The organism is Flavobacteriales bacterium TMED191, assembly GCA_002171975.2.
In the GTDB taxonomy this organism is placed as follows: Bacteria; Bacteroidota; Bacteroidia; order Flavobacteriales; family TMED113.
This window is the reverse complement of record NHIO02000022.1, coordinates 26,574-45,189: the sequence shown is the minus strand read 5'-3', so window position 1 is coordinate 45,189 and position 18,616 is coordinate 26,574. Positions and strand designations below refer to the sequence as shown.

The 18,616-nt window shown below is 28.0% G+C and carries 19 protein-coding genes; 13 read left to right on the top strand and 6 right to left on the bottom strand.

Features of this window, described 5'->3' with window-relative positions; all coding sequences use genetic code 11:
• Positions 1-47: 47 nt before the first annotated feature.
• From CBD51_001950 to CBD51_001940, 3 genes are all read left to right on the top strand, one after another.
• A complete protein-coding gene (locus CBD51_001950; GenBank protein ID RPG60017.1) occupies positions 48-1,643 on the top strand; it encodes a CTP synthase in 1,596 nt (531 codons plus the stop codon).
• A 10-nt stretch (positions 1,644-1,653) separates the two neighbouring features.
• Positions 1,654-3,384 (top strand): membrane protein insertase YidC, encoded by a 1,731-nt coding sequence (gene yidC, locus CBD51_001945; GenBank protein RPG60016.1) that lies wholly within the window; start codon positions 1,654-1,656, stop codon positions 3,382-3,384.
• 97 nt (positions 3,385-3,481) lie between these two features.
• Positions 3,482-3,841, top strand: a complete 360-nt coding sequence (locus CBD51_001940; protein RPG60015.1) for a hypothetical protein — start codon at positions 3,482-3,484, stop codon at positions 3,839-3,841.
• Here the strand turns inward: CBD51_001940 and CBD51_001935 are convergent, their stop codons facing one another.
• A complete protein-coding gene (locus CBD51_001935; GenBank protein RPG60014.1) occupies positions 3,842-4,678 on the bottom strand; it encodes an MBL fold metallo-hydrolase in 837 nt (278 codons plus the stop codon).
• A gap of 45 nt (positions 4,679-4,723) precedes the next feature.
• Here CBD51_001935 and CBD51_001930 point away from each other — a divergent pair, with 45 nt between their 5' ends.
• Positions 4,724-6,067, top strand: coding sequence for a peptidoglycan synthetase (locus tag CBD51_001930; protein ID RPG60013.1), 1,344 nt, complete (start codon positions 4,724-4,726; stop codon positions 6,065-6,067).
• On the opposite strand, the gene CBD51_001925 is transcribed toward CBD51_001930, so the two are convergent.
• Entirely contained in the window at positions 6,064-7,539 is a 1,476-nt protein-coding gene (locus CBD51_001925; protein RPG60012.1) for a transcription termination factor Rho, read from the bottom strand. The genes CBD51_001930 and CBD51_001925 overlap by 4 nt on opposite strands.
• Before the next feature lie 143 nt (positions 7,540-7,682).
• Between CBD51_001925 and CBD51_001920 the strand changes: the two genes are divergently transcribed.
• Complete coding sequence (locus CBD51_001920; protein ID RPG60011.1) at positions 7,683-8,105, top strand: DUF4293 family protein; 423 nt, start codon at positions 7,683-7,685, stop codon at positions 8,103-8,105.
• Here the strand turns inward: CBD51_001920 and CBD51_001915 are convergent.
• On the bottom strand, positions 8,097-8,603 hold the full coding sequence (locus tag CBD51_001915; GenBank protein RPG60010.1) for a metallophosphoesterase: 507 nt from the start codon (positions 8,601-8,603) through the stop codon (positions 8,097-8,099). The two genes, CBD51_001920 and CBD51_001915, sit on opposite strands and share 9 nt — an antisense overlap.
• Positions 8,604-8,662: 59 nt before the next feature.
• Between CBD51_001915 and truA the strand changes: the two genes are divergently transcribed.
• Both truA and CBD51_001905 read left to right on the top strand, forming a co-directional pair.
• Positions 8,663-9,421: a tRNA pseudouridine(38-40) synthase TruA gene (truA, locus tag CBD51_001910; GenBank protein RPG60009.1), complete on the top strand. Its 759-nt coding sequence runs from the start codon at positions 8,663-8,665 to the stop codon at positions 9,419-9,421.
• Positions 9,408-11,150, top strand: a complete 1,743-nt coding sequence (locus CBD51_001905; GenBank protein ID RPG60008.1) for an ABC transporter ATP-binding protein — start codon at positions 9,408-9,410, stop codon at positions 11,148-11,150. Before truA ends, CBD51_001905 begins: the two co-directional genes overlap by 14 nt.
• On the opposite strand, the gene uvrA is transcribed toward CBD51_001905, so the two are convergent.
• Positions 11,140-13,872 (bottom strand): excinuclease ABC subunit A, encoded by a 2,733-nt coding sequence (gene uvrA, locus CBD51_001900; GenBank protein RPG60007.1) that lies wholly within the window; start codon positions 13,870-13,872, stop codon positions 11,140-11,142. The two genes, CBD51_001905 and uvrA, sit on opposite strands and share 11 nt — an antisense overlap.
• Positions 13,873-13,874: 2 nt before the next feature.
• Positions 13,875-14,123, bottom strand: coding sequence for a hypothetical protein (locus CBD51_001895; GenBank protein RPG60006.1), 249 nt, complete (start codon positions 14,121-14,123; stop codon positions 13,875-13,877).
• Between the two features lie 147 nt (positions 14,124-14,270).
• Here CBD51_001895 and CBD51_001890 point away from each other — a divergent pair, with 147 nt between their 5' ends.
• From CBD51_001890 to CBD51_001865, 6 genes are read left to right on the top strand one after another with little or no spacing between them, the layout of a single operon-like run.
• A complete protein-coding gene (locus CBD51_001890; protein ID RPG60005.1) occupies positions 14,271-14,858 on the top strand; it encodes a sigma-70 family RNA polymerase sigma factor in 588 nt (195 codons plus the stop codon).
• Between the two features lie 58 nt (positions 14,859-14,916).
• Positions 14,917-15,096 (top strand): hypothetical protein, encoded by a 180-nt coding sequence (locus tag CBD51_001885; protein RPG60004.1) that lies wholly within the window; start codon positions 14,917-14,919, stop codon positions 15,094-15,096.
• 25 nt (positions 15,097-15,121) lie between these two features.
• On the top strand, positions 15,122-15,757 hold the full coding sequence (locus CBD51_001880) for an endonuclease III (protein RPG60003.1): 636 nt from the start codon (positions 15,122-15,124) through the stop codon (positions 15,755-15,757).
• A 50-nt stretch (positions 15,758-15,807) separates the two neighbouring features.
• Positions 15,808-16,284, top strand: a complete 477-nt coding sequence (locus CBD51_001875; GenBank protein ID RPG60002.1) for a thioredoxin-dependent thiol peroxidase — start codon at positions 15,808-15,810, stop codon at positions 16,282-16,284.
• Positions 16,277-17,269: a recombinase RecA gene (gene recA / locus CBD51_001870; protein ID RPG60001.1), complete on the top strand. Its 993-nt coding sequence runs from the start codon at positions 16,277-16,279 to the stop codon at positions 17,267-17,269. The genes CBD51_001875 and recA overlap by 8 nt, the downstream gene beginning before the upstream one ends.
• A gap of 6 nt (positions 17,270-17,275) precedes the next feature.
• Positions 17,276-18,253 carry a tetratricopeptide repeat protein gene (locus tag CBD51_001865; protein ID RPG60000.1) on the top strand — a complete coding sequence of 326 codons (978 nt, stop codon included), beginning with the start codon at positions 17,276-17,278 and terminating at the stop codon, positions 18,251-18,253.
• A 1-nt stretch (position 18,254) separates the two neighbouring features.
• On the opposite strand, the gene CBD51_001860 is transcribed toward CBD51_001865, so the two are convergent.
• Positions 18,255-18,602 (bottom strand): 50S ribosomal protein L20, encoded by a 348-nt coding sequence (locus tag CBD51_001860; protein RPG59999.1) that lies wholly within the window; start codon positions 18,600-18,602, stop codon positions 18,255-18,257.
• Between the last annotated feature and the right edge of the window lie 14 nt (positions 18,603-18,616).

Below are 18,616 nucleotides of genomic sequence, written 5' to 3'. Positions count from 1 at the left end.
GCTTATTATTTGATGTAGTTTTGTTAAATTCGTGAAACATTTCTCGAATGTCTAGATCTAAACTAATTTTTGTTACTGGTGGAGTTACATCTTCTTTAGGGAAAGGAATAATTGCATCTTCCTTAGGGAATTTATTTCAATCTAGAGGATATAAAACTACAATTATAAAACTTGATCCATATCTCAATGTTGACCCAGGAACTTTAAATCCATATGAACATGGTGAGTGCTATGTTACAGCTGATGGAGCAGAAACAGATTTGGATCTTGGTCACTATGAAAGATTTTTAGATATACCAATGTCTCAGTTAAATAATGTTACAACTGGTAGTATTTATCAAAATGTAATAGAACGTGAGAGAAAAGGAGATTTCTTGGGTAAAACTGTACAAATCATTCCTCACATCACTGATGAGATTAAAAGCCGTATTCTTTTACTAGAAACTAAAAAAAAATTCCAAATAATTATTGTTGAAATTGGAGGGACTGTTGGAGATATAGAGTCATTGCCCTATATAGAAGCTTTAAGACAATTAAAATTTGAGCGCAAGAATGATGTTTGTGTTGTACATCTTACTTTATTACCATTTTTAAGTTCAACAGGTGAAATTAAAACAAAACCAACTCAGCATTCTGTTAAAACTATGTTACAGTCTGGAGTGCAGCCTGATATAATTGTTTGTAGAACAGAAGTTAGTATTACTGAGCAGGTAAAAAATAAAATTGCATTATTTTGCAACGTCAATTATGAATGTGTAATAGAAGCTGTTAATGCATCTACTATATATGAAGTTCCTTTACTTATGCTCAACCAGAACTTAGACCATGTTGTTGCTGGTAAATTAGGATTTAAAAGTTTAAAAAAAATTGACAACCTTCTATGGAGCCAAAGATTAAAAAAATTAAAAAATCCTAAAAACAAAAATATAGTTGCTATTATAGGTAAGTATGTCGAGTTAAAGGATTCTTATAAATCTATTTATGAATCCTTAATTCATGCAAGTGCTTTGTTAGACCAGAGCATCGAAATTAAGTGGATTCATTCAGAAAAACTAAATCCTCAAAATATTAAGGAAAAATTAAATGGTTGTTCTGGAGTTATTGTAGCTCCTGGGTTTGGTATTAGAGGAGTTGAAGGAAAAATTTTAGCTGTTAAATTTATTCGTGAACAGGGCATTCCTTTTTTAGGCATTTGTTTAGGAATGCAAGTTGCAGTCATTGAGTTTGCGCGTAATGTCTGTGGTTTAAAGGACGCTGATTCTACTGAGATGAATAATAAGACTAATAATCCTGTTATTGATTTAATGAAAAATCAAACTCAAATTGTAAATAAGGGGGGCACCATGAGGTTAGGAGGTTATAAATGTTATCTTCATAAAGATTCTAATTCTTATAACTCTTATAAAACAGATTTTATTAATGAAAGACATCGTCATAGGTATGAATTTAACAATGATTATAAACAAATGTTTTTAGACCACGGGATGGTTTTTGCAGGTCTTAACAAGGACTTAAATTTGGTTGAGGTAATAGAATTAAATGATCATCCATGGTTTGTAGGAGTACAATTTCATCCGGAATATCAGAGCTCATTTATTAATCCCCATCCGTTATTTGTGTCTTTTATTAAATCACTTTCTTAGAAATTTAATTATGGAACAAAAAGGTTTAGATTTTAATTTTTTTATTGGTATGTTTTTAATTTTTGGGCTACTTATGTGGTTTAATATCAATCAAGTATCTCAATCCAATTCATCAACTCAAATTAATGAACAAGACGTACAAAGCAATGTTAGTTTAGATCAAGAATTAATTATCAATAAGCCATTAGTTAGTCAGAATGAATTGATTACAAATAACAATTTTGATACTAGCTTTTATTTATTATCTAATAATCTTTTGTCTCTCAAATTCTCTAATCATGGTGCTTGTATCGATGAGGTGACACTCAAAGATTACTTCACTTATGATTCATTAGATTTGAAATTAGTTAAAGATTTAGATTTTAACTTTTCCTTTTTTATTAAGGATAAAGTACTTAACAGCAATCAAATTATTTTTAATAAGGTGATTGAGGAAAATAATAAATTAGTTTTTATTCATAAAGACCAATTTAGTAATACGATTAAATTTATTTATGAACTAGTTCCAAACAGTTATAATTTAAAATTCAATGTTATTACAGAAAATGGTAATACATATATTGAACCCAATACACTTTTATTTACTCAAAATATTTCTCAGTTAGAAAAAAATTTCGATAATGAACGTAATACAACTACAATTAATTATTCATTAAATGAAACCAATTCTAAACAAATGTCTTTAATGAAGGATTCTAAAAAAACTATTGAAAATCCGTATTGGGTAGCTCATAGACAACAGTTTTTTTCAACTATAATCTCTTCGGATAATATTTTTAGACAAGCAACTCTTGACACATATACACCTGATTCAGACTTGTATATTAAAAAATTATCATCAGAATTTAAAATTGAATATGATAATTCGAATAATGATTACTCATTTAATTTTTATTTCTTGCCTAATAAATATTCTTTGCTTAAATCATTTAACAAAGGTTTTGAGACATTGGTTCCATTAGGAAAATTTGTGTTTGGTTGGGTCAATCGTTTTTTAGTCATTCCAATGTTTAATTTTTTAGATAACATGGGATTAAATTATGGTTTAATTATTTTGATTATAGCATTTACTATTAAGTTCCTTTTATTTCTTCCAACAAAAAGCTCTTATCTATCAATGGCAAAAATGCGAGTTTTAAAACCTGAAATTGATGCAATAAATGAAAAAATAAAGGATCCTATGCAAAAGCAACAAGCTCAAATGAATTTGTATCGAAAAACTGGAGTTAATCCACTCGGAGGATGTTTGCCGTTGCTTTTTCAAATGCCAATTTTGATTGCTTTATTTAGGTTTTTTCCTGCTTCAATTGAGTTAAGACAACAGTCTTTTTTATGGGCAGATGATTTGTCAACATATGATTCTATTCTTGATCTTGGTTTTAGTATTCCCTTATATGGTGACCATATTAGTTTATTTGCATTATTAATGACTGGAGCTACTGTTCTTCAGATGATGTATTCAAATCAACTTTCTTCTAATTCACAAATGCCACAGATGAAATATGTAATGTATATGATGCCTCTTATATTTTTATTTGTAATGAATAATTATTCGGCTGCTTTGAGTTATTATTATTTTCTTGCTAATCTTATCACATTTGGACAGCAAGCTATTATTCGAAGAAGTATTGATGATAAAAAACTCTATGCTATGTTGCAGGCTAATAAAAAGAAACCTTTAAAAAAATCTAAATTTCAACAGAAATTAGAAGAAATGGCTAAAAAAAATCAAAATAGATAGTTTGATGAATAAATGGTTTTTTTTTCTTTTTATTTCTTTTAGTGTATCATGTTTATTTCCTAGTCAAATCTCGAGTGAATCCACCCCCTTAATTTTTATGAAACGTACTCCATGCTACGGAGAGTGTCCTCAATATGAAATTGTTATTTATGAATCAGGTTTAATTGAATATAATGGTATTTTATTTGTACAAAATATTGGCTGTTTTAAATCTAAAATTGATAATAAAAAAATAATGAGTTTGAAATTATTATTAGATAGAATACAATTTTTTGATTTAGATGAAGCCTATATCTCAAAAATTACTGATATTCCATCTGTTATTATAGAGGTTTCTATTAATGAAAAAAAACATAGAGTCACTGATAGGCTTAATGCACCTAAGAAATTAAAAAACTTATACAAAGAATTAGATTTAATTGTTGATTCTGTTAAAACCTGGGAGGATTGCAGTTAATTAAATTAAAAATTCTTTTAACGTACCTGCTTTACCTACTTCAAATTTATTGAGTTTATATTTTATTGTACATGCTTCATATTCATAGTCATGTTCTAAAAATAAAATATAGTTATTTTCAAATGCTTCATTTAGAAATTGCAATTTTTCTTGTAATGTAACCAAGGGTTGGGTATCATAGCCCATAACATAAGGAAGGGGAATGTGTCCAATAGAAGGAATCAAATCAGCAACGAAAACAATTTTTCTTTCCTTATAAGTAATAAAAGGGAGCATTTGACCCATAGTATGACCATTAAAAAATTCAACAAATATATTGTCAAATAATTGTCCTTCTTCAATAAATTGTAATTGTCCCATTTCCTTAATTAAGGAAAAGTTTTCTTTTAAGAAAGAAGCTTTCTCCCTTGAGTTAGGATTGTTTGCTAATTCCCAATGAGTTTTATTTGTAAGGTGAATAGCATTTTTAAATAAAAGTTCTAAAGAGTTATTTTTTTTTATAATTGCTCCTCCACAGTGATCAAAATGCAGGTGGGTAAAAAATACATGTGTAATTTCTTCAGGGCTGATATTTATCTGATTTAAAGAATTTGTGAGGTTATCAAAGCCGTGTAGATAAAAGTGCTTAAAGAATTTTTCACTTTGTTTATTTCCAATACCTGTATCAATTAGTATTTTTTTATCATCATATTCTAATAATAAACATCTCATGGCCCAAGAGCACATGTTATTGTTGTCCGCTGGATTTGTTTTTGACCAAATTGTTTTTGGTACTACACCAAACATAGCTCCTCCATCAAGTTTAAAGTTCCCAGTATTTATAACATGTATTTTCATAAACATAGTATATTGTAATATATAATTATTTATTAATTTTTTTTCATGAGAATACATTTTATTGCGATAGGAGGGGCAATTATGCATAGTTTAGCTATTGAGTTATTTAAAAATGGTCACCATGTAACAGGTTCAGATGATATAATTTATGATCCTGCTAGGTCAAATTTAAATGAGTATGGACTACTTCCAAAACATGAAGGTTGGAATGATTCTTTGATCACAGACAATTTGGATTTAGTTATTATTGGCATGCACGCGAAATTAAATAATCCTGAATTATTAAAAGCACAAAGAATTAATATCAAGATATTATCATTTCCAGAATTTATCAGTCAGTATTCTAAAAATAAAACTAGAATAGTAATTTCGGGTAGTCATGGTAAAACAACAATTACTTCGATGATTCTTCATGTTTTAAATATTAATAATATAGAAGCAGATTATTTGCTTGGAGCAAAAATTAAATCTTTTAGTAATTTAGTATGTTTAAAAAACAATAATTTAATTATTATAGAGGGGGATGAGTATTTATCTTCCCCATTGGATCGTAGACCAAAATTTACTCACTATAATCCACATGTTTTAGTGATTTCAGGTGTTGCATGGGATCACATTAATGTATTTCCAACTGTTCAAGCTTATGAAGACGCTTTCAAAAGTTTGATTAATTCTGTAACAAAATCAAAAGGTGATATTTATTATCATAAAAATGATAGTTTTTTATCAAATTATCTAAAACATAATGAGTATTCAAAATCTTATTCCCAACTTGAATATATTTTGAAGGACGATAAATTTTGTATTAAGTTTAATGATGAAATAATTCCATTAAAAATATTTGGAAATCATAATTTGCAAAATTTAGAGGCTGCTAAATTAGTATGTTTAAATCTAGGAATTTCCGAAAAAGTATTTTATCATTCAATAAAAAGTTTCGAGGGAGCAGATAATAGATTAAATTTAATTAAGAAATACATAAATAATAGCTGTGTTTATAGAGATTTTGCACATTCCCCTTCAAAGGTTCTAGCAACCGTTAATGCTGTCAAAACTCTTTACCCAAATAGATATTTAATTTCTTGTTATGAACTACATACTTTTAGCAGTTTAAATTCAGACTTTTTAAGTTATTATGAAAATGCATTTTCTAATTCAGATGAAGTATGGATATATATAGATCCTATTAAGCAAAAATTAAAAGGCATAACTAGTATTAATAGTTCTTTAGTATTTTCTTCCTTAAAACATAATCGTATTACCTTTATAAATAATAAGGAAAAACTTAAGTCATTATTGTTAGAATTTACTCCCTGTAATAATAATTTATTATTAATGAGTTCTGGGACTTTTTCAGGATTAGATTTAATTACTGCTTTAAGTAATTAACTGTTCATCGAGATTAAGAATTCTTCATTATTGAGTGTGCCTTCAAGTCGATCTTTAATAAATTCCATTGCTTCAATAGGTTTCATATCTGCAAGATGCTTTCTTAAAATCCACATTCTTTGTAATTTCTCCTTGCTAATTAATAGATCTTCTCTTCTTGTTCCTGAGCTAATTAGATCAATTGCAGGGTAAATCCTTCTATTAGAAATACTTCTATCTAGTTGCATTTCCATATTTCCAGTCCCTTTAAATTCTTCAAAAATAACCTCATCCATTTTAGAGCCTGTTTCTACTAATGCGGTTGCAATTATTGTTAGTGAACCACCATTTTCAATATTTCTTGCTGATCCAAAAAATCGTTTAGGTTTGTGTAATGCATTTGCATCTATCCCTCCAGATAAAATTTTTCCAGAGGCAGGCGCTACAGTATTGTATGCACGTGCAAGTCTTGTAATTGAATCTAGTAAAATAACTACATCATGACCACATTCAACCATTCTTTTTGCTTTTTCTAACACAATATTTGCTACTCTTACGTGTCTTTCAGCTGGCTCATCAAATGTTGATGCAATCACCTCTCCAGCAACCGTTCTAGCCATATCAGTAACTTCTTCAGGTCGTTCATCAATCAAAAGAACAAGTTGATATACTTCTGGATGATTAGCTGCTATTGCATTAGCTACTTCTTTTAACAATACAGTTTTTCCAGTCTTAGGTTGTGCCACTATAAGTCCTCTTTGCCCTTTTCCAATAGGTGAAAATAGGTCAATTAGTCTTGTTGATATTGTAGAGTTTTTTTCAACAATTTTAAATTTTTCTTCTGGGAATAAAGGTGTCTTATGCTCAAAAGCAACACGATCTCTAACAATACTAGGCTCTAGATTGTTGATTTTTATGACTTTTACAAGAGGGAAAAACTTTTCACCTTCTTTAGGTGGTCTAATTTCTCCAGTTACTGTGTCCCCAGTTTTTAGACCAAATAATTTTATTTGAGATTGGGATACATATATATCATCAGGTGAATTTAAATAATTATAATCCGAAGATCTTAGAAACCCGTATCCATCAGGCATTTTTTCTAGCACACCCTCCCCAATAACTTCAGATTCAAAATTATAATCAATTTCTTTTTTAACCTTATTATGTTTGTCTTCAAAATTTTTAGAACGATGTTTGTCCGAGTGTTCTTTTTTTTGTTTATCATAATCTTTTGAACTTTTATGATCTTTACTACTCGTTGTAGACGAGTTGTTGTCTTTTTTTATCACTCGTTGTTTTTTGCTTTTATTTATTTTTGGTAGTGGTTTAATTACTTTTTCATTTTTATTGTTAGGAGATGTAGCTTGTTTATCTAAAATTTGATAAATCAAATCCAATTTTTTGTAATTTTTAATTTCAGATATTTCTAATTCTCCTGCAATTTCTTGCAAGTTTTCTAATTTTTTCTTTTTAAGTTCTAATATATCATACATATAAAAAGGGGTTTAATTGCCGACTAATTTAATTACCAAAGATTTTTTAAAAGGGAAATTTCAATTGAGGCTTATTAGGATAATAGCACTGCAATTATACAACAATCTTTTAAATAATTATATATATTGCAAAAAAAATATATATGATTCAACGAATTCAAACTGTTTATCTTATAATTGGAACAATATCCTTACTAGTTGCATTTATTAAAATTCCTTTTTTTCATTGTGAAGATGTATTAAATTCAATCTTCGTTTTAAATCATTATCTGAGTATTTGTTTTTTTTTATTGTTATCTATCCTCACAGTTTTTTCATTTAAAAATAAAATAAGGCAGATTAAGCTAGTTTATCTGTTATCTTTTTTTTGTACATGTATTATATTGTATAATTTATATAATACTTTTAGCCATATTTCACATAATTTAAATTACTCCACTAACGTTTGTTCCTTTAATTTATTTTTTCTGCCATTTTTTTTGGCAGGCAAAATTTCTTATTATCTGGCTATTAAATCTATCAAGCGTGATAATGATTTGCTTGATTCGATTGATAGACTACGCTAATTTTGTTTTTGGACCTAGTTCAACTACACGGACATCAAAGATTTTTGAATTTTGAACTCTTAGTAATACAACAGTTCTTTTTTTATGAAAACCCTCTTTACCTGCTGATCCTGGATTAATATGTATTAGTTGATTTTTTTTATCAAACATTATTTTTAATATATGAGAATGACCACAAATATATAAGTCAGGATTAAATAATTGAATTTCGCTCTCAATTTCGTGACTATATTTTCCAGGATATCCTCCAATATGGGTCATTAATATCTTGACGTTTTCACATTTAAATTTTATTGTTTTTGGATAAATAGAACGTATCTTTTGTCCGTCAATATTTCCATAAACTGCTTTTACGTGATTTCTTTTAATAAAATTCTCTATTTCATCATTAAAACCAATGTCCCCTGCATGCCAAATTTCATCGCAATCTTTGAAAACATTGATAATTTGTTGATTTATAAACCCATGAGTATCTGAAATAATTCCAATTTTTTTCATTTTCTATTTATATTTGCTTGTCTAATTTATCATTATTTTTATAAAAAAATTATCATTAAATGAATCAAAATAGATATGTCATTCACCTCTCATATCTTGGTACCAATTATGGAGGTTGGCAAATTCAAGAAAATTCAAGAACTATACAAGGTGATATAATGAGTGGCTTAAAAATACTTCTAAACCAAAATATTGAACTCATAGTTGGAGTTGGAAGAACTGACGCAGGTGTCCATGCATCCAATTTTTTTGCACATTTTGATTTTAATGAGTTATTCAACATCACTGAATTAACTTATAAATTGAATAGGTTTTTGTCAGATAAAATTGTAATTCATTATATTAAGCCCATTTCAAAAAATTTTCATGCACGATTTTCTGCGGTTTCTAGAAGTTATGAATATTTAATTTGTACAGAAAAAAACCCTTTTTTGATCAATAGAGCATATTTTTTTTTTAAGAGGCTAAATTTAGATATTATGAATCAAGCATCCTCAATTTTAATAGGTGAAAATAATTTCAGTTCATTTTCGAAATCTAATAAGGAAAATACAATATGTTGTGTTAAATCTGCTGAATGGAATAAAAAAAAGGAAATAATTAGTTTTTCTATTGAATCTGACAGATATTTATATAATATGGTCAGATGTATTGTTGGTACATTAATTGACTTAGGACTTGAAAAAATTAATTTAAATCAATTTATTGACATAATAAAAAGTGGTGATCGAAAACAAGCAGGTATATCTGTGCCTGCACAAGGTCTCTATTTAGTAAATATCAGATATCCAAAAAATTTCTCTCTTGAAATCATTTGATTTAAAATTATTATTTAAGCTTATTCATTACGTAAAACCTTATAAAACACTGTTTGTGTTTACTATTTTTGTGTCTGTTTTATTTGGTATAATATCAACTCTTCGACCTATATTAATTCAGCATGCATTTGACAATTATATTGTATATAATAATTCACAAGGTTTTTTAAAAATAGTAATTGTCATTTTCTTATGTATATTGGTTGAGGCTTTTCTTCAATTTATATTTATTTATCGTTCAAATTATATAGCACAAACAATTATTAAGGAGTTAAGATTACAGGCGTTTTCTAAAATAATTAAATTACCTGTAAGATATTTTGACACCTCTCCAACAGGACAGCTTATAACAAGAGTGGTGTCTGATATGGAAGCTATATCTGCGGTTTTCTCACAGGGTCTTTTGGTTATTTTTGGGGACATTTTTAAAATGCTATTGGTGCTTTCTTTTATGTTCTTCATTAGCTGGCGGTTAACATTAATAAGTCTAATATGTTTTCCTTTTTTAATTATAGCCACAATTCTTTTTCAGAATTATATGAAATATGCTTTTATTGATGTAAGAAAATATCTTTCTAAGATTAATGTATTTGTATATGAGCATCTTGTTGGCATGTCTATTGTTCAAGTTTTTTCTCAAGAGAGTGAAACTTTTAAAAAGTTTAAGTCTTTGAATATTAAGCACCGAGATTCACATGTAAAAACAGTTTTATATTTTTCAATTTTTTTACCAATTGTAGATGTTTGTTCTGCAATTGCCATGGGACTTATAGTTTGGTATGGAGCTTTAAATATACTGTCTGAAGGTACAGTTACCGTTGGTGAAATTATTGCATTTATATTATTTGTTAACATGTTATTTAGACCCTTAAGAGCCATTGCAGATAGATTTAATGTTTTGCAAATGGGTGTTATAGCAGCAGCTAGAGTTTTTGAAGTGATTGAATTGCCAAATCAAGTTATTTTTAATAATTCATCATCATCTCCTAAAAGAATTCCTTCAAGTAGTATTAGTTTTAATAATGTAGTTTTTTCTTATAAAAAAGGGGAGGACGTACTTAATAAAATTAGTTTTTCAATTGACACTAATAAAACACTGGCGATTATTGGACCTACTGGTTCAGGAAAAACAACAATTATTAATCTTATTATGAAATGGTATGAAATTGACGAAGGTGTTATATCTATAAATAATAATAATATAAATGAAATCCCAGTTTCAGTATTAAGAAATAATATTGGTGTGGTGTTACAAGACACTTTTTTTTTAGCAGATACTTTAATGAACAATATTAAATTTTTTAATAATATTTCAAATAAAGAGGTTTATGATGCGGTTAAAAAAATAGGTTTAAAAGAATTTATAAATAAATTTCCCAAAAAATATGATTATATAATTGGTGAAAGAGGTGCTGGACTGTCAGAAGGAGAAAAACAATTAATTTCTTTTCTAAGAACTTACCTTTTAAATCCATCATATCTTATCTTAGATGAAGCAACCTCCTCTTTGGATCCTATCACAGAATCTTTGATTCAAAAATCAATTAAAACTCTTACACATAATAGAACATCTGTTATTATTGCTCATAGATTGTCAACAATTCAACATGTTGATAAAATAATTGTTTTAGAAAAAGGCTATATAATAGAGTCAGGTAGTCATGATGAATTAATGAAGATAAATGGTAAATATGCCAATTATTATTATCAGCAATTTATCAATGATTGATTTCTTTTTTTAATGCCATTCCAGTATGAGAGTTTTTTTTGATTAAATTTTTCGGAGTACCATTAAAAATAACTTGACCTCCTTTGTCACCTGCTTCTGGCCCCATGTCAATGATCCAGTCAACATTTTTAATAATATCTAGGTTATGTTCAACAACAATTACAGTGTTTCCATTATCAACTAATTTATCAAGTGCTTTAATTAAAATATTGATATCATGAAAATGTAATCCCTTTGATGGTTCATCGAAAATTAAAATGGATTTTTTGTTTTGTTTAGACAAGAAATGTCCTAGTTTTAGTCTTTGTAGTTCTCCAGAACTCATCGAATTAATAGCTTGTCCCATTTTTAAGTAACCTAAACCCACTTCTATTAAAGGTTGCATTTTTTTAGCAATTGTTGTTTGTTGATTTTGATTGAAAAAATCATAGCCTTCATCAATAGTTAAATTTAATAATTGATTAATATTTTTGTTGCAAAATTTAACTTTTAGTATATCTTCTTGGAACCTTGTGCCATTACAAACTTCACAATTAATTTTAATATCAGCTAAAAATTGCATTTCAATGTTCACATAGCCTTGTCCCTTACAATTGTTACAACGTCCACCATCTACATTAAATGAAAAATGCTTTGCACTAAAATTAAATAGTTTTGATTTTGATTGCGAAGCAAATAATAATCGTATACTATCATATGAGTTAATATATGTTATAGCGGTGGATTTAGAGGATTTTTTAATTGAATTTTGATCAACATAGTTTATTTCTTCAATATCTTCATATAGCGCCATTTCAATTGAATTACATTCTGGTTTTGCATATGAAAAGTCTTTTAATTTTCGTTTAACTGCAGGTAAAAAAATATCTTTAATTAGTGTGCTTTTTCCAGAGCCACTGACTCCTGTAATGGCTGTAAATAATTTAGTTGGTATTTCTACATTTATATTTTTTAAATTATTTTTTTTAATACCATTTATTTTTATAAAATTTACAGGTTTCCTTTGATTAGAAAATCTTGTAATTTGTTTTTCACGATTTATATATTGTAAAGTTATACTATTACTTTTTTTTGAATGAAAAGGTCCTGCATACATAATATTCCCACCCTTAGATCCAGCAAGTGGACCGATATCTATAATATAATCAGCTGCTTGAATAATATCCTTATCATGTTCGACGACTATTAATGTATTACCTAAATCTTTTAATTCTCTTAGTGTATGTAGTAGATTTTTTGTGTCTCGTGAGTGTAGACCTAGACTAGGCTCATCTAATACATATATTGATCCAACTAATACACTTCCAATAGATTTGGCAATATTTATTCTCTGACTTTCTCCGCCTGAAAGTGAACTGGATTTTCGATTCAATGTTAAATAACCTAGACCTAATCTAATCAATGATTCAGATCTTTTAGTAATTTCTTCTTTTATTTTCGTTATAATTTTTCCATCATGATTATTGACATTAATTTTTTTGATAAATTTCAATAATTCTTTAATTGGCAGATTTACTAAATGATGAATATTTTTATTGTTTACATATATATATTGTGTTGCAATATTTAATCGACTTCCTTTACATTGTTTACAACTAGATAGTCCTCTGTATTTAGAAAGCATGACACGATATTGAATCTTATAAGATTTTCGCTTTAAAAAATTGAAAAAATCTGATATTCCTTGTATATCCTTATTTCCATCCCATATAATTTTTTTTTCTTTTAAGGAAAGTTCTTTGTATTTTTTGTAGATAGGAAAGTTATATTTTTTCAAATTTTCAATAAGAGTATTTTTCCATTTGCCCATTCCACTACTAATCCATGGGTGTATAGCATTGTCATATAAGCTTTTTTGTTTATCTGGTATTACTTTGTCAATATCAATATCCATTACATCGCCATGGCCATTACAATTTGTACATGCTCCATAAGGATTATTGAAGTTAAATAATTCTTGACTTGGGGATTCAAATTGTATATTGTCTTCAATCATTTTGTCATTAAATGATTTCAATAATTCTAAATCTTGGTTGTACACAAATAAGTAACCATTACCTATGTTCATAGCTTTATTAAATGCCTCTTTTAATATAAATTCGAAATCATCAATTTTTTCAACAATCAATTTATCAATCACTAAATTGACATTATTTATATCCTCAGAAGTTTCATTAAGTTCAATGATTTTTTTATTTAATATCATTTGAGAGTAACCTTCTTCTTTTAAATAAGCAATTTTCCTAACAGGAATAGGACTGGATATAATAAATTTAGTATTAGTTTTTTGTTTAAATATAAATTGTTTAAAGTCCTCGAATTGAATTGGTTTTACTTCTTGTTTACTAGCTGGCGATATTACTCTTCCTAGTCTTTCGAATAAAAGAGTCAAATAATGATAAATTTCTGTTGACGTTCCCACTGTAGATCTTGGATTATTTGTACTTGTCTTATGCTCTAAAGCTATAGCAGGTGATAAGCCCTTAATTGTGTCAAACTCAGGTTTTTGATGATTATTTAAAAATTGTCTTGCGTATGATGATAGACTTTCTATGTATCTTCTTTGTGCTTCTGCATATATAGTGTCATATGCAAATGACGACTTTCCAGATCCGGATAAACCTGTAACTACAATAAGTTTATTCTTTGGGATAGAAACTGATATATTTTTTAGATTATTTAGTCGCGCACCCTTAATGATAATTTTATCCTTCTTGTTCATTTTTATGATGTCATGAAACAATATAATTTTTCCCCAATTAAAAAGCCAGCACTAAGAATTATTGGGTATACTAAAAATAACCATAAAAAATCAAATACTTGTAATGTGTTTGTTGAGTTTTTTACTCCAATGTCTATCATTTGATTATAAAAATCATACCACGTGGTTACGTTAATAAATTTCGCAAAAATATTAGCAATAATTGCAACAATTAAAATACAGTTTCCAGTTATTAAAAGTTTTGAAATCATATAAGTCAAATTTATTAAAAATATTTGTGTAAATAAGAACCATCTATATTATAAAAAATAAATTTTGTATATTTGCTTTATAATTAAATTATTTTGCCTATTAGACATATCTACTTATTTAAATTTATTAACTAAATAAGAAATTATATGTCAAAATATATGGTAAAAGATGAACTTTTAATTAGTTCATATATTCAGGGTTCTGAAAATTCACTAAACACTTTAATCAATCGTCACAAGTCTAAAATCATTTCCTTTATAATCTCCAAGGTTAAGGACAGAGCATTAGCAGAGGATATTTTTCAAGAAACCTTTTTAAAGGTAATAAATACATTGAAGAAAGGTAATTATAATGAAGAAGGTAAGTTTGTTCCTTGGGTTATGAGGATAGCTTATAATCTATCTATTGATTATTTTAGAAAAATTAGGAAAACTAAATTTGTAAGATCAAATAGTGAATTTGATATCTTTAATGTCATCAAGGATTCTTCTATGAGCAAGGAAGATGAAATGATTAAAAGTAGAATTATGTCAGATATTAGAAGTTTAATTAAGTATTTGCCATCTAAGCAAAAAGAAGTTTTAAAAATGCGTTATTATTCTAATATGAGTTATAATGAAATAGCAGATAATTGCAATATTAGTATTAATACTGCTCTTGGAAGAATGCGCTATGCATTAATTAATCTTAGAAAGATTATAAAGAAAAAAGGTGTAGCAATGTCTTTTGATTAGTTATTTATAATAATTATCATCAATGCTTCGTTTTTATTTTATTAAATAACTTTTGCCTATGGATAATTCTACTCATTTAACTAAAAAAAATAAATCTTTAATAACTGAATTTTTTGATACAGAAATAAAAAAAATTGAAATGACTTTGTTAGTGAATCAGCGTAATAATAGTAATATTATTGCCTACTCTAAGGCTGTTTATATTAACTCTAATGATGACGTTATTTTGTTAAATTGATTAACTTATTGTATTCAATTCACCTATGAAAGGAAAATCAAAATTGTCATTTATAATTGATACTTTGGATGATTTATATAGTAATCCTGATATTCCTCTTATTCATCATGATCCATATACATTACTTATTGCAGTATTATTATCAGCGCAGTGTACAGATGAAAGAGTTAATAAAGTAACACCTGATTTATTTAAATTAGCGAACACACCTTCAGATATGATGAAATTATCTGTTTCTGAAATTCAAGCTATTATCAAACCTTGTGGTTTATCTCCTACTAAATCAAAAGCAATTAGTAAGTTGTCAGAGATTTTAGTAAAAGAATATAATTCCGTTGTTCCAAGAACTTTTAATGAGCTAGAAAGTTTTCCTGGTGTTGGACATAAAACAGCTTCTGTTGTAATGACCCAAGCATTTGGTCTTTCAGCTTTTCCAATTGATACACATATTCATCGATTGTCGTATCGGTGGGGCATAAGTAGTGGAAAAAACGTTATGCAAACAGAAAATGACTGTAAAAGCTTTTTTCCAGAAAAATTATGGGGAAGATTACATCTACAAATGATTTATTTTGGAAGAGAATATTGCTCAGCTAGAAAGCACAATCCACATGTTTGTCCCATTTGTAAAGTTATTGGAAGAAAAACACTTTTTGATTAAAAAAATCTATATTGATTTATTACATTTGATATTATTATAATGTTATAAATATGACACATTTAAAAGAAGGTGATCAAGCGCCAAATTTCACTGGTTTAAATCAAGATTCTAATTCTATATCTTTAGTAGATTTTAAAAAAAAGAAACTGATACTATATTTTTATCCTAAAGACAATACGCCTGGTTGTACAGCAGAATCGTGCAATCTAACTCAAAATTACACTGAATTAATAAAGCAAGGATTTGATGTTTTAGGAATTAGTCCTGATAGTGCGAAGTCGCATATTAATTTTATTAATAAATTTAATTTGGCTTTTGATTTGATTGCTGACGAAGACAAGAGCATATGTTTACAATATGGAGTGTATGGCAAGAAAAAATTTATGGGAAAAGAATATGATGGTGTTCATAGAACTACATTTATAATTAACGAAAATCAAATAATTGAAAAAGTTTTTACAAAAGTAAATACTAAAAATCATGCTGAACAAATATTAGAATCCTACAAAAACAATAGTTATGAGTAAAGAATTAGATGCAAAAAAGAAAGCTTTAGCTTTAACAATGGAAAAAATTGATAAGACTTATGGTAAAGGAACCATAATGAAGTTAGGTGATGCTCCCATTATAGATGTAGAGGCTATATCTACTGGTTCAATAGGTATAGATTTGGCTCTTGGAGTTGGAGGATTACCAAAAGGTCGTGTTGTTGAAATATATGGTCCAGAATCGTCTGGAAAGACAACTTTAACTCTTCATGCAATTGCAGAAACACAAAAGAAAGGTGGAATAGCCGCTTTTATTGATGCAGAACATGCATTTGATCGTTTCTATGCTCAAAAACTGGGTGTTGATATTGATAATTTACTAATATCCCAACCTGATTGTGGAGAGCAAGCTCTTGAAATTGCAGATAATTTAATTAGATCTGCTGCAATAGATATATTAGTCATTGATTCAGTTGCTGCTTTAACTCCAAAAAGTGAAATTGAAGGGGAAATGGGTGAATCTAAATTAGGTTTACAAGCTCGTTTAATGTCTCAAGCTCTTCGAAAAATGACTGGGACTATTAGCAAGTCAGGTTGCATTTGTGTTTTTATAAATCAATTAAGAGAAAAAATTGGTGTTATGTTTGGTAATCCTGAGACAACTACAGGTGGTAATGCTCTGAAATTTTACTCATCTGTAAGGATTGACATTAGAAGAAGTACTCAAATCAAAGATGGTGATATTACTATTGGAAATAGGACAAGAGTAAAAATTGTTAAGAACAAAGTTGCTCCCCCTTTTAGAAATGCTCAATTTGATATTATGTATGGTGAAGGAATTTCAAAAACAGGTGAAATGATTGATTTAGGGGTCGAATATGGTATAATTGACAAAAGTGGATCTTGGTTTAGTTATAATGGTTCTAAACTTGGTCAGGGAAGAGAGTCCGTTAGAAAATTATTAAAAGATAATCCAGAATTATGTAATGAATTAGAGGAAAAAATTAAATCAAAATTTGACTAGACTAACATGCGGCTAATTATCATTTTTTTTTTAGTTATATTTTCTCAATGTAATTCGCCTAATAGCACATCAAATCTCACTTACTTAGATTCTCTTTCTTTTTTAATTCAAAAAGACTCATCAGATTTTAAAGTATTAAGTCAACGAGCCAAATTTTACTTAGATAATAATAATATACAATCAGCAAAATCAGATATTGATCAAGCCTATAGTGTTTTTAAGAATGATATAAATGTTTTACTGATTAAAGGAGATATTTATTTTGAGCTCAATGAAACAAGAATTTCAAAAAAATCATGGGAACGCTGTCTTAGTGTTGATCCAAATAAAATAGAATGTCGTATCAAATTGACTAATTTGTTATGCGCTGTAAGAGACACGAGCTGTAGGTCAATGATTGATACATTAGCTCAGTTACAAAATGGTATTGTATCTACTTCAATTATTGTTTATTTAAAAGAAATGAAAGAATATGACTTAGCTCTTAGGTTGTTGAACAATCTTTTAGAGGAAGATACAGTAGATAAGGAGGTGTTATATTTAACATCTTTAATTTATAGTGACACTACAAGTACCAATAGATTTTTCGATAGCGAATTATCTGAAAAATACTTCAAAGAAATTATTGCTAGATATCCTAGTGATTCTCAAGTTTATTACAACTTTGGTAAACATAAGCAAAACATGTCTCAATTCAGTTTAGCATTGGATTTGTATAATAAAGGAATTAAGTTAAACCCAAATTCTATGCAGACATACTATAATATGGGATTTTGCGAACTTGAATTAAATAATTACCCTCAAGCAATTAATCATTTTTCTTCTGCAATTTCGATTGACAATTCTTTTTTAATTGCATATCATGCACGAGCTTATGCATATACTTTGAATGGCGATTATAAGCAGGCTCAATCGGACTGGAAGAATTGTCTAATGATTAATCCTTCATATATCCCCGCAATAGAGGGCTTAAGTAGTAGGTAGTTTATTTTTTTGTCTCTTCAACAAGAGATTTAAATATTTCTTTGTGATTCATTGCTAAATCAGCTAAAACTTTTCTGTTAATTTTGATGTCCTTTTTTTTAAGAAGGCCCATGAACTCCGAATAAGACAGTCCGTATTCTCGAACCCCTGCGTTTATTCTTTGTATCCATAAAGCTCGAAAATTTCTTTTATTTACTTTTCGATCTCTATAAGCATACGATAATGCTTTTTCCACAGCATTCTTGGCTACTGTAAATACATTTTTTCTCCTCCCAAAGTAACCTTTAGCTTGTTTTATTATTTTTTTTCGTCTTGCTTTTGCAGCAACAGAATTAACAGATCTTGGCATAGTTTTTATTTTTT

What these genes read in the sequence shown, in the direction of transcription:
- truA (RPG60009.1), top strand. Translation starts at nt 8,663, where the DNA reads ATGAATCAAAATAGATATGTCATTCACCTCTCATATCTTGGTACCAAT.
- CBD51_001865 (RPG60000.1), top strand. Translation starts at nt 17,276, where the DNA reads ATGCGGCTAATTATCATTTTTTTTTTAGTTATATTTTCTCAATGTAAT.
- CBD51_001940 (RPG60015.1), top strand. Translation starts at nt 3,482, where the DNA reads ATGAAACGTACTCCATGCTACGGAGAGTGTCCTCAATATGAAATTGTT.
- recA (RPG60001.1), top strand. Translation starts at nt 16,277, where the DNA reads ATGAGTAAAGAATTAGATGCAAAAAAGAAAGCTTTAGCTTTAACAATG.
- CBD51_001885 (RPG60004.1), top strand. Translation starts at nt 14,917, where the DNA reads ATGGATAATTCTACTCATTTAACTAAAAAAAATAAATCTTTAATAACT.
- CBD51_001860 (RPG59999.1), bottom strand. Translation starts at nt 18,602, where the DNA reads ATGCCAAGATCTGTTAATTCTGTTGCTGCAAAAGCAAGACGAAAAAAA.
- CBD51_001920 (RPG60011.1), top strand. Translation starts at nt 7,683, where the DNA reads ATGATTCAACGAATTCAAACTGTTTATCTTATAATTGGAACAATATCC.
- CBD51_001880 (RPG60003.1), top strand. Translation starts at nt 15,122, where the DNA reads ATGAAAGGAAAATCAAAATTGTCATTTATAATTGATACTTTGGATGAT.
- CBD51_001925 (RPG60012.1), bottom strand. Translation starts at nt 7,539, where the DNA reads ATGTATGATATATTAGAACTTAAAAAGAAAAAATTAGAAAACTTGCAA.
- CBD51_001875 (RPG60002.1), top strand. Translation starts at nt 15,808, where the DNA reads ATGACACATTTAAAAGAAGGTGATCAAGCGCCAAATTTCACTGGTTTA.
- CBD51_001950 (RPG60017.1), top strand. Translation starts at nt 48, where the DNA reads ATGTCTAGATCTAAACTAATTTTTGTTACTGGTGGAGTTACATCTTCT.
- CBD51_001935 (RPG60014.1), bottom strand. Translation starts at nt 4,678, where the DNA reads ATGAAAATACATGTTATAAATACTGGGAACTTTAAACTTGATGGAGGA.
- CBD51_001895 (RPG60006.1), bottom strand. Translation starts at nt 14,123, where the DNA reads ATGATTTCAAAACTTTTAATAACTGGAAACTGTATTTTAATTGTTGCA.
- CBD51_001930 (RPG60013.1), top strand. Translation starts at nt 4,724, where the DNA reads ATGAGAATACATTTTATTGCGATAGGAGGGGCAATTATGCATAGTTTA.
- CBD51_001890 (RPG60005.1), top strand. Translation starts at nt 14,271, where the DNA reads ATGTCAAAATATATGGTAAAAGATGAACTTTTAATTAGTTCATATATT.
- CBD51_001915 (RPG60010.1), bottom strand. Translation starts at nt 8,603, where the DNA reads ATGAAAAAAATTGGAATTATTTCAGATACTCATGGGTTTATAAATCAA.
- uvrA (RPG60007.1), bottom strand. Translation starts at nt 13,872, where the DNA reads ATGAACAAGAAGGATAAAATTATCATTAAGGGTGCGCGACTAAATAAT.
- yidC (RPG60016.1), top strand. Translation starts at nt 1,654, where the DNA reads ATGGAACAAAAAGGTTTAGATTTTAATTTTTTTATTGGTATGTTTTTA.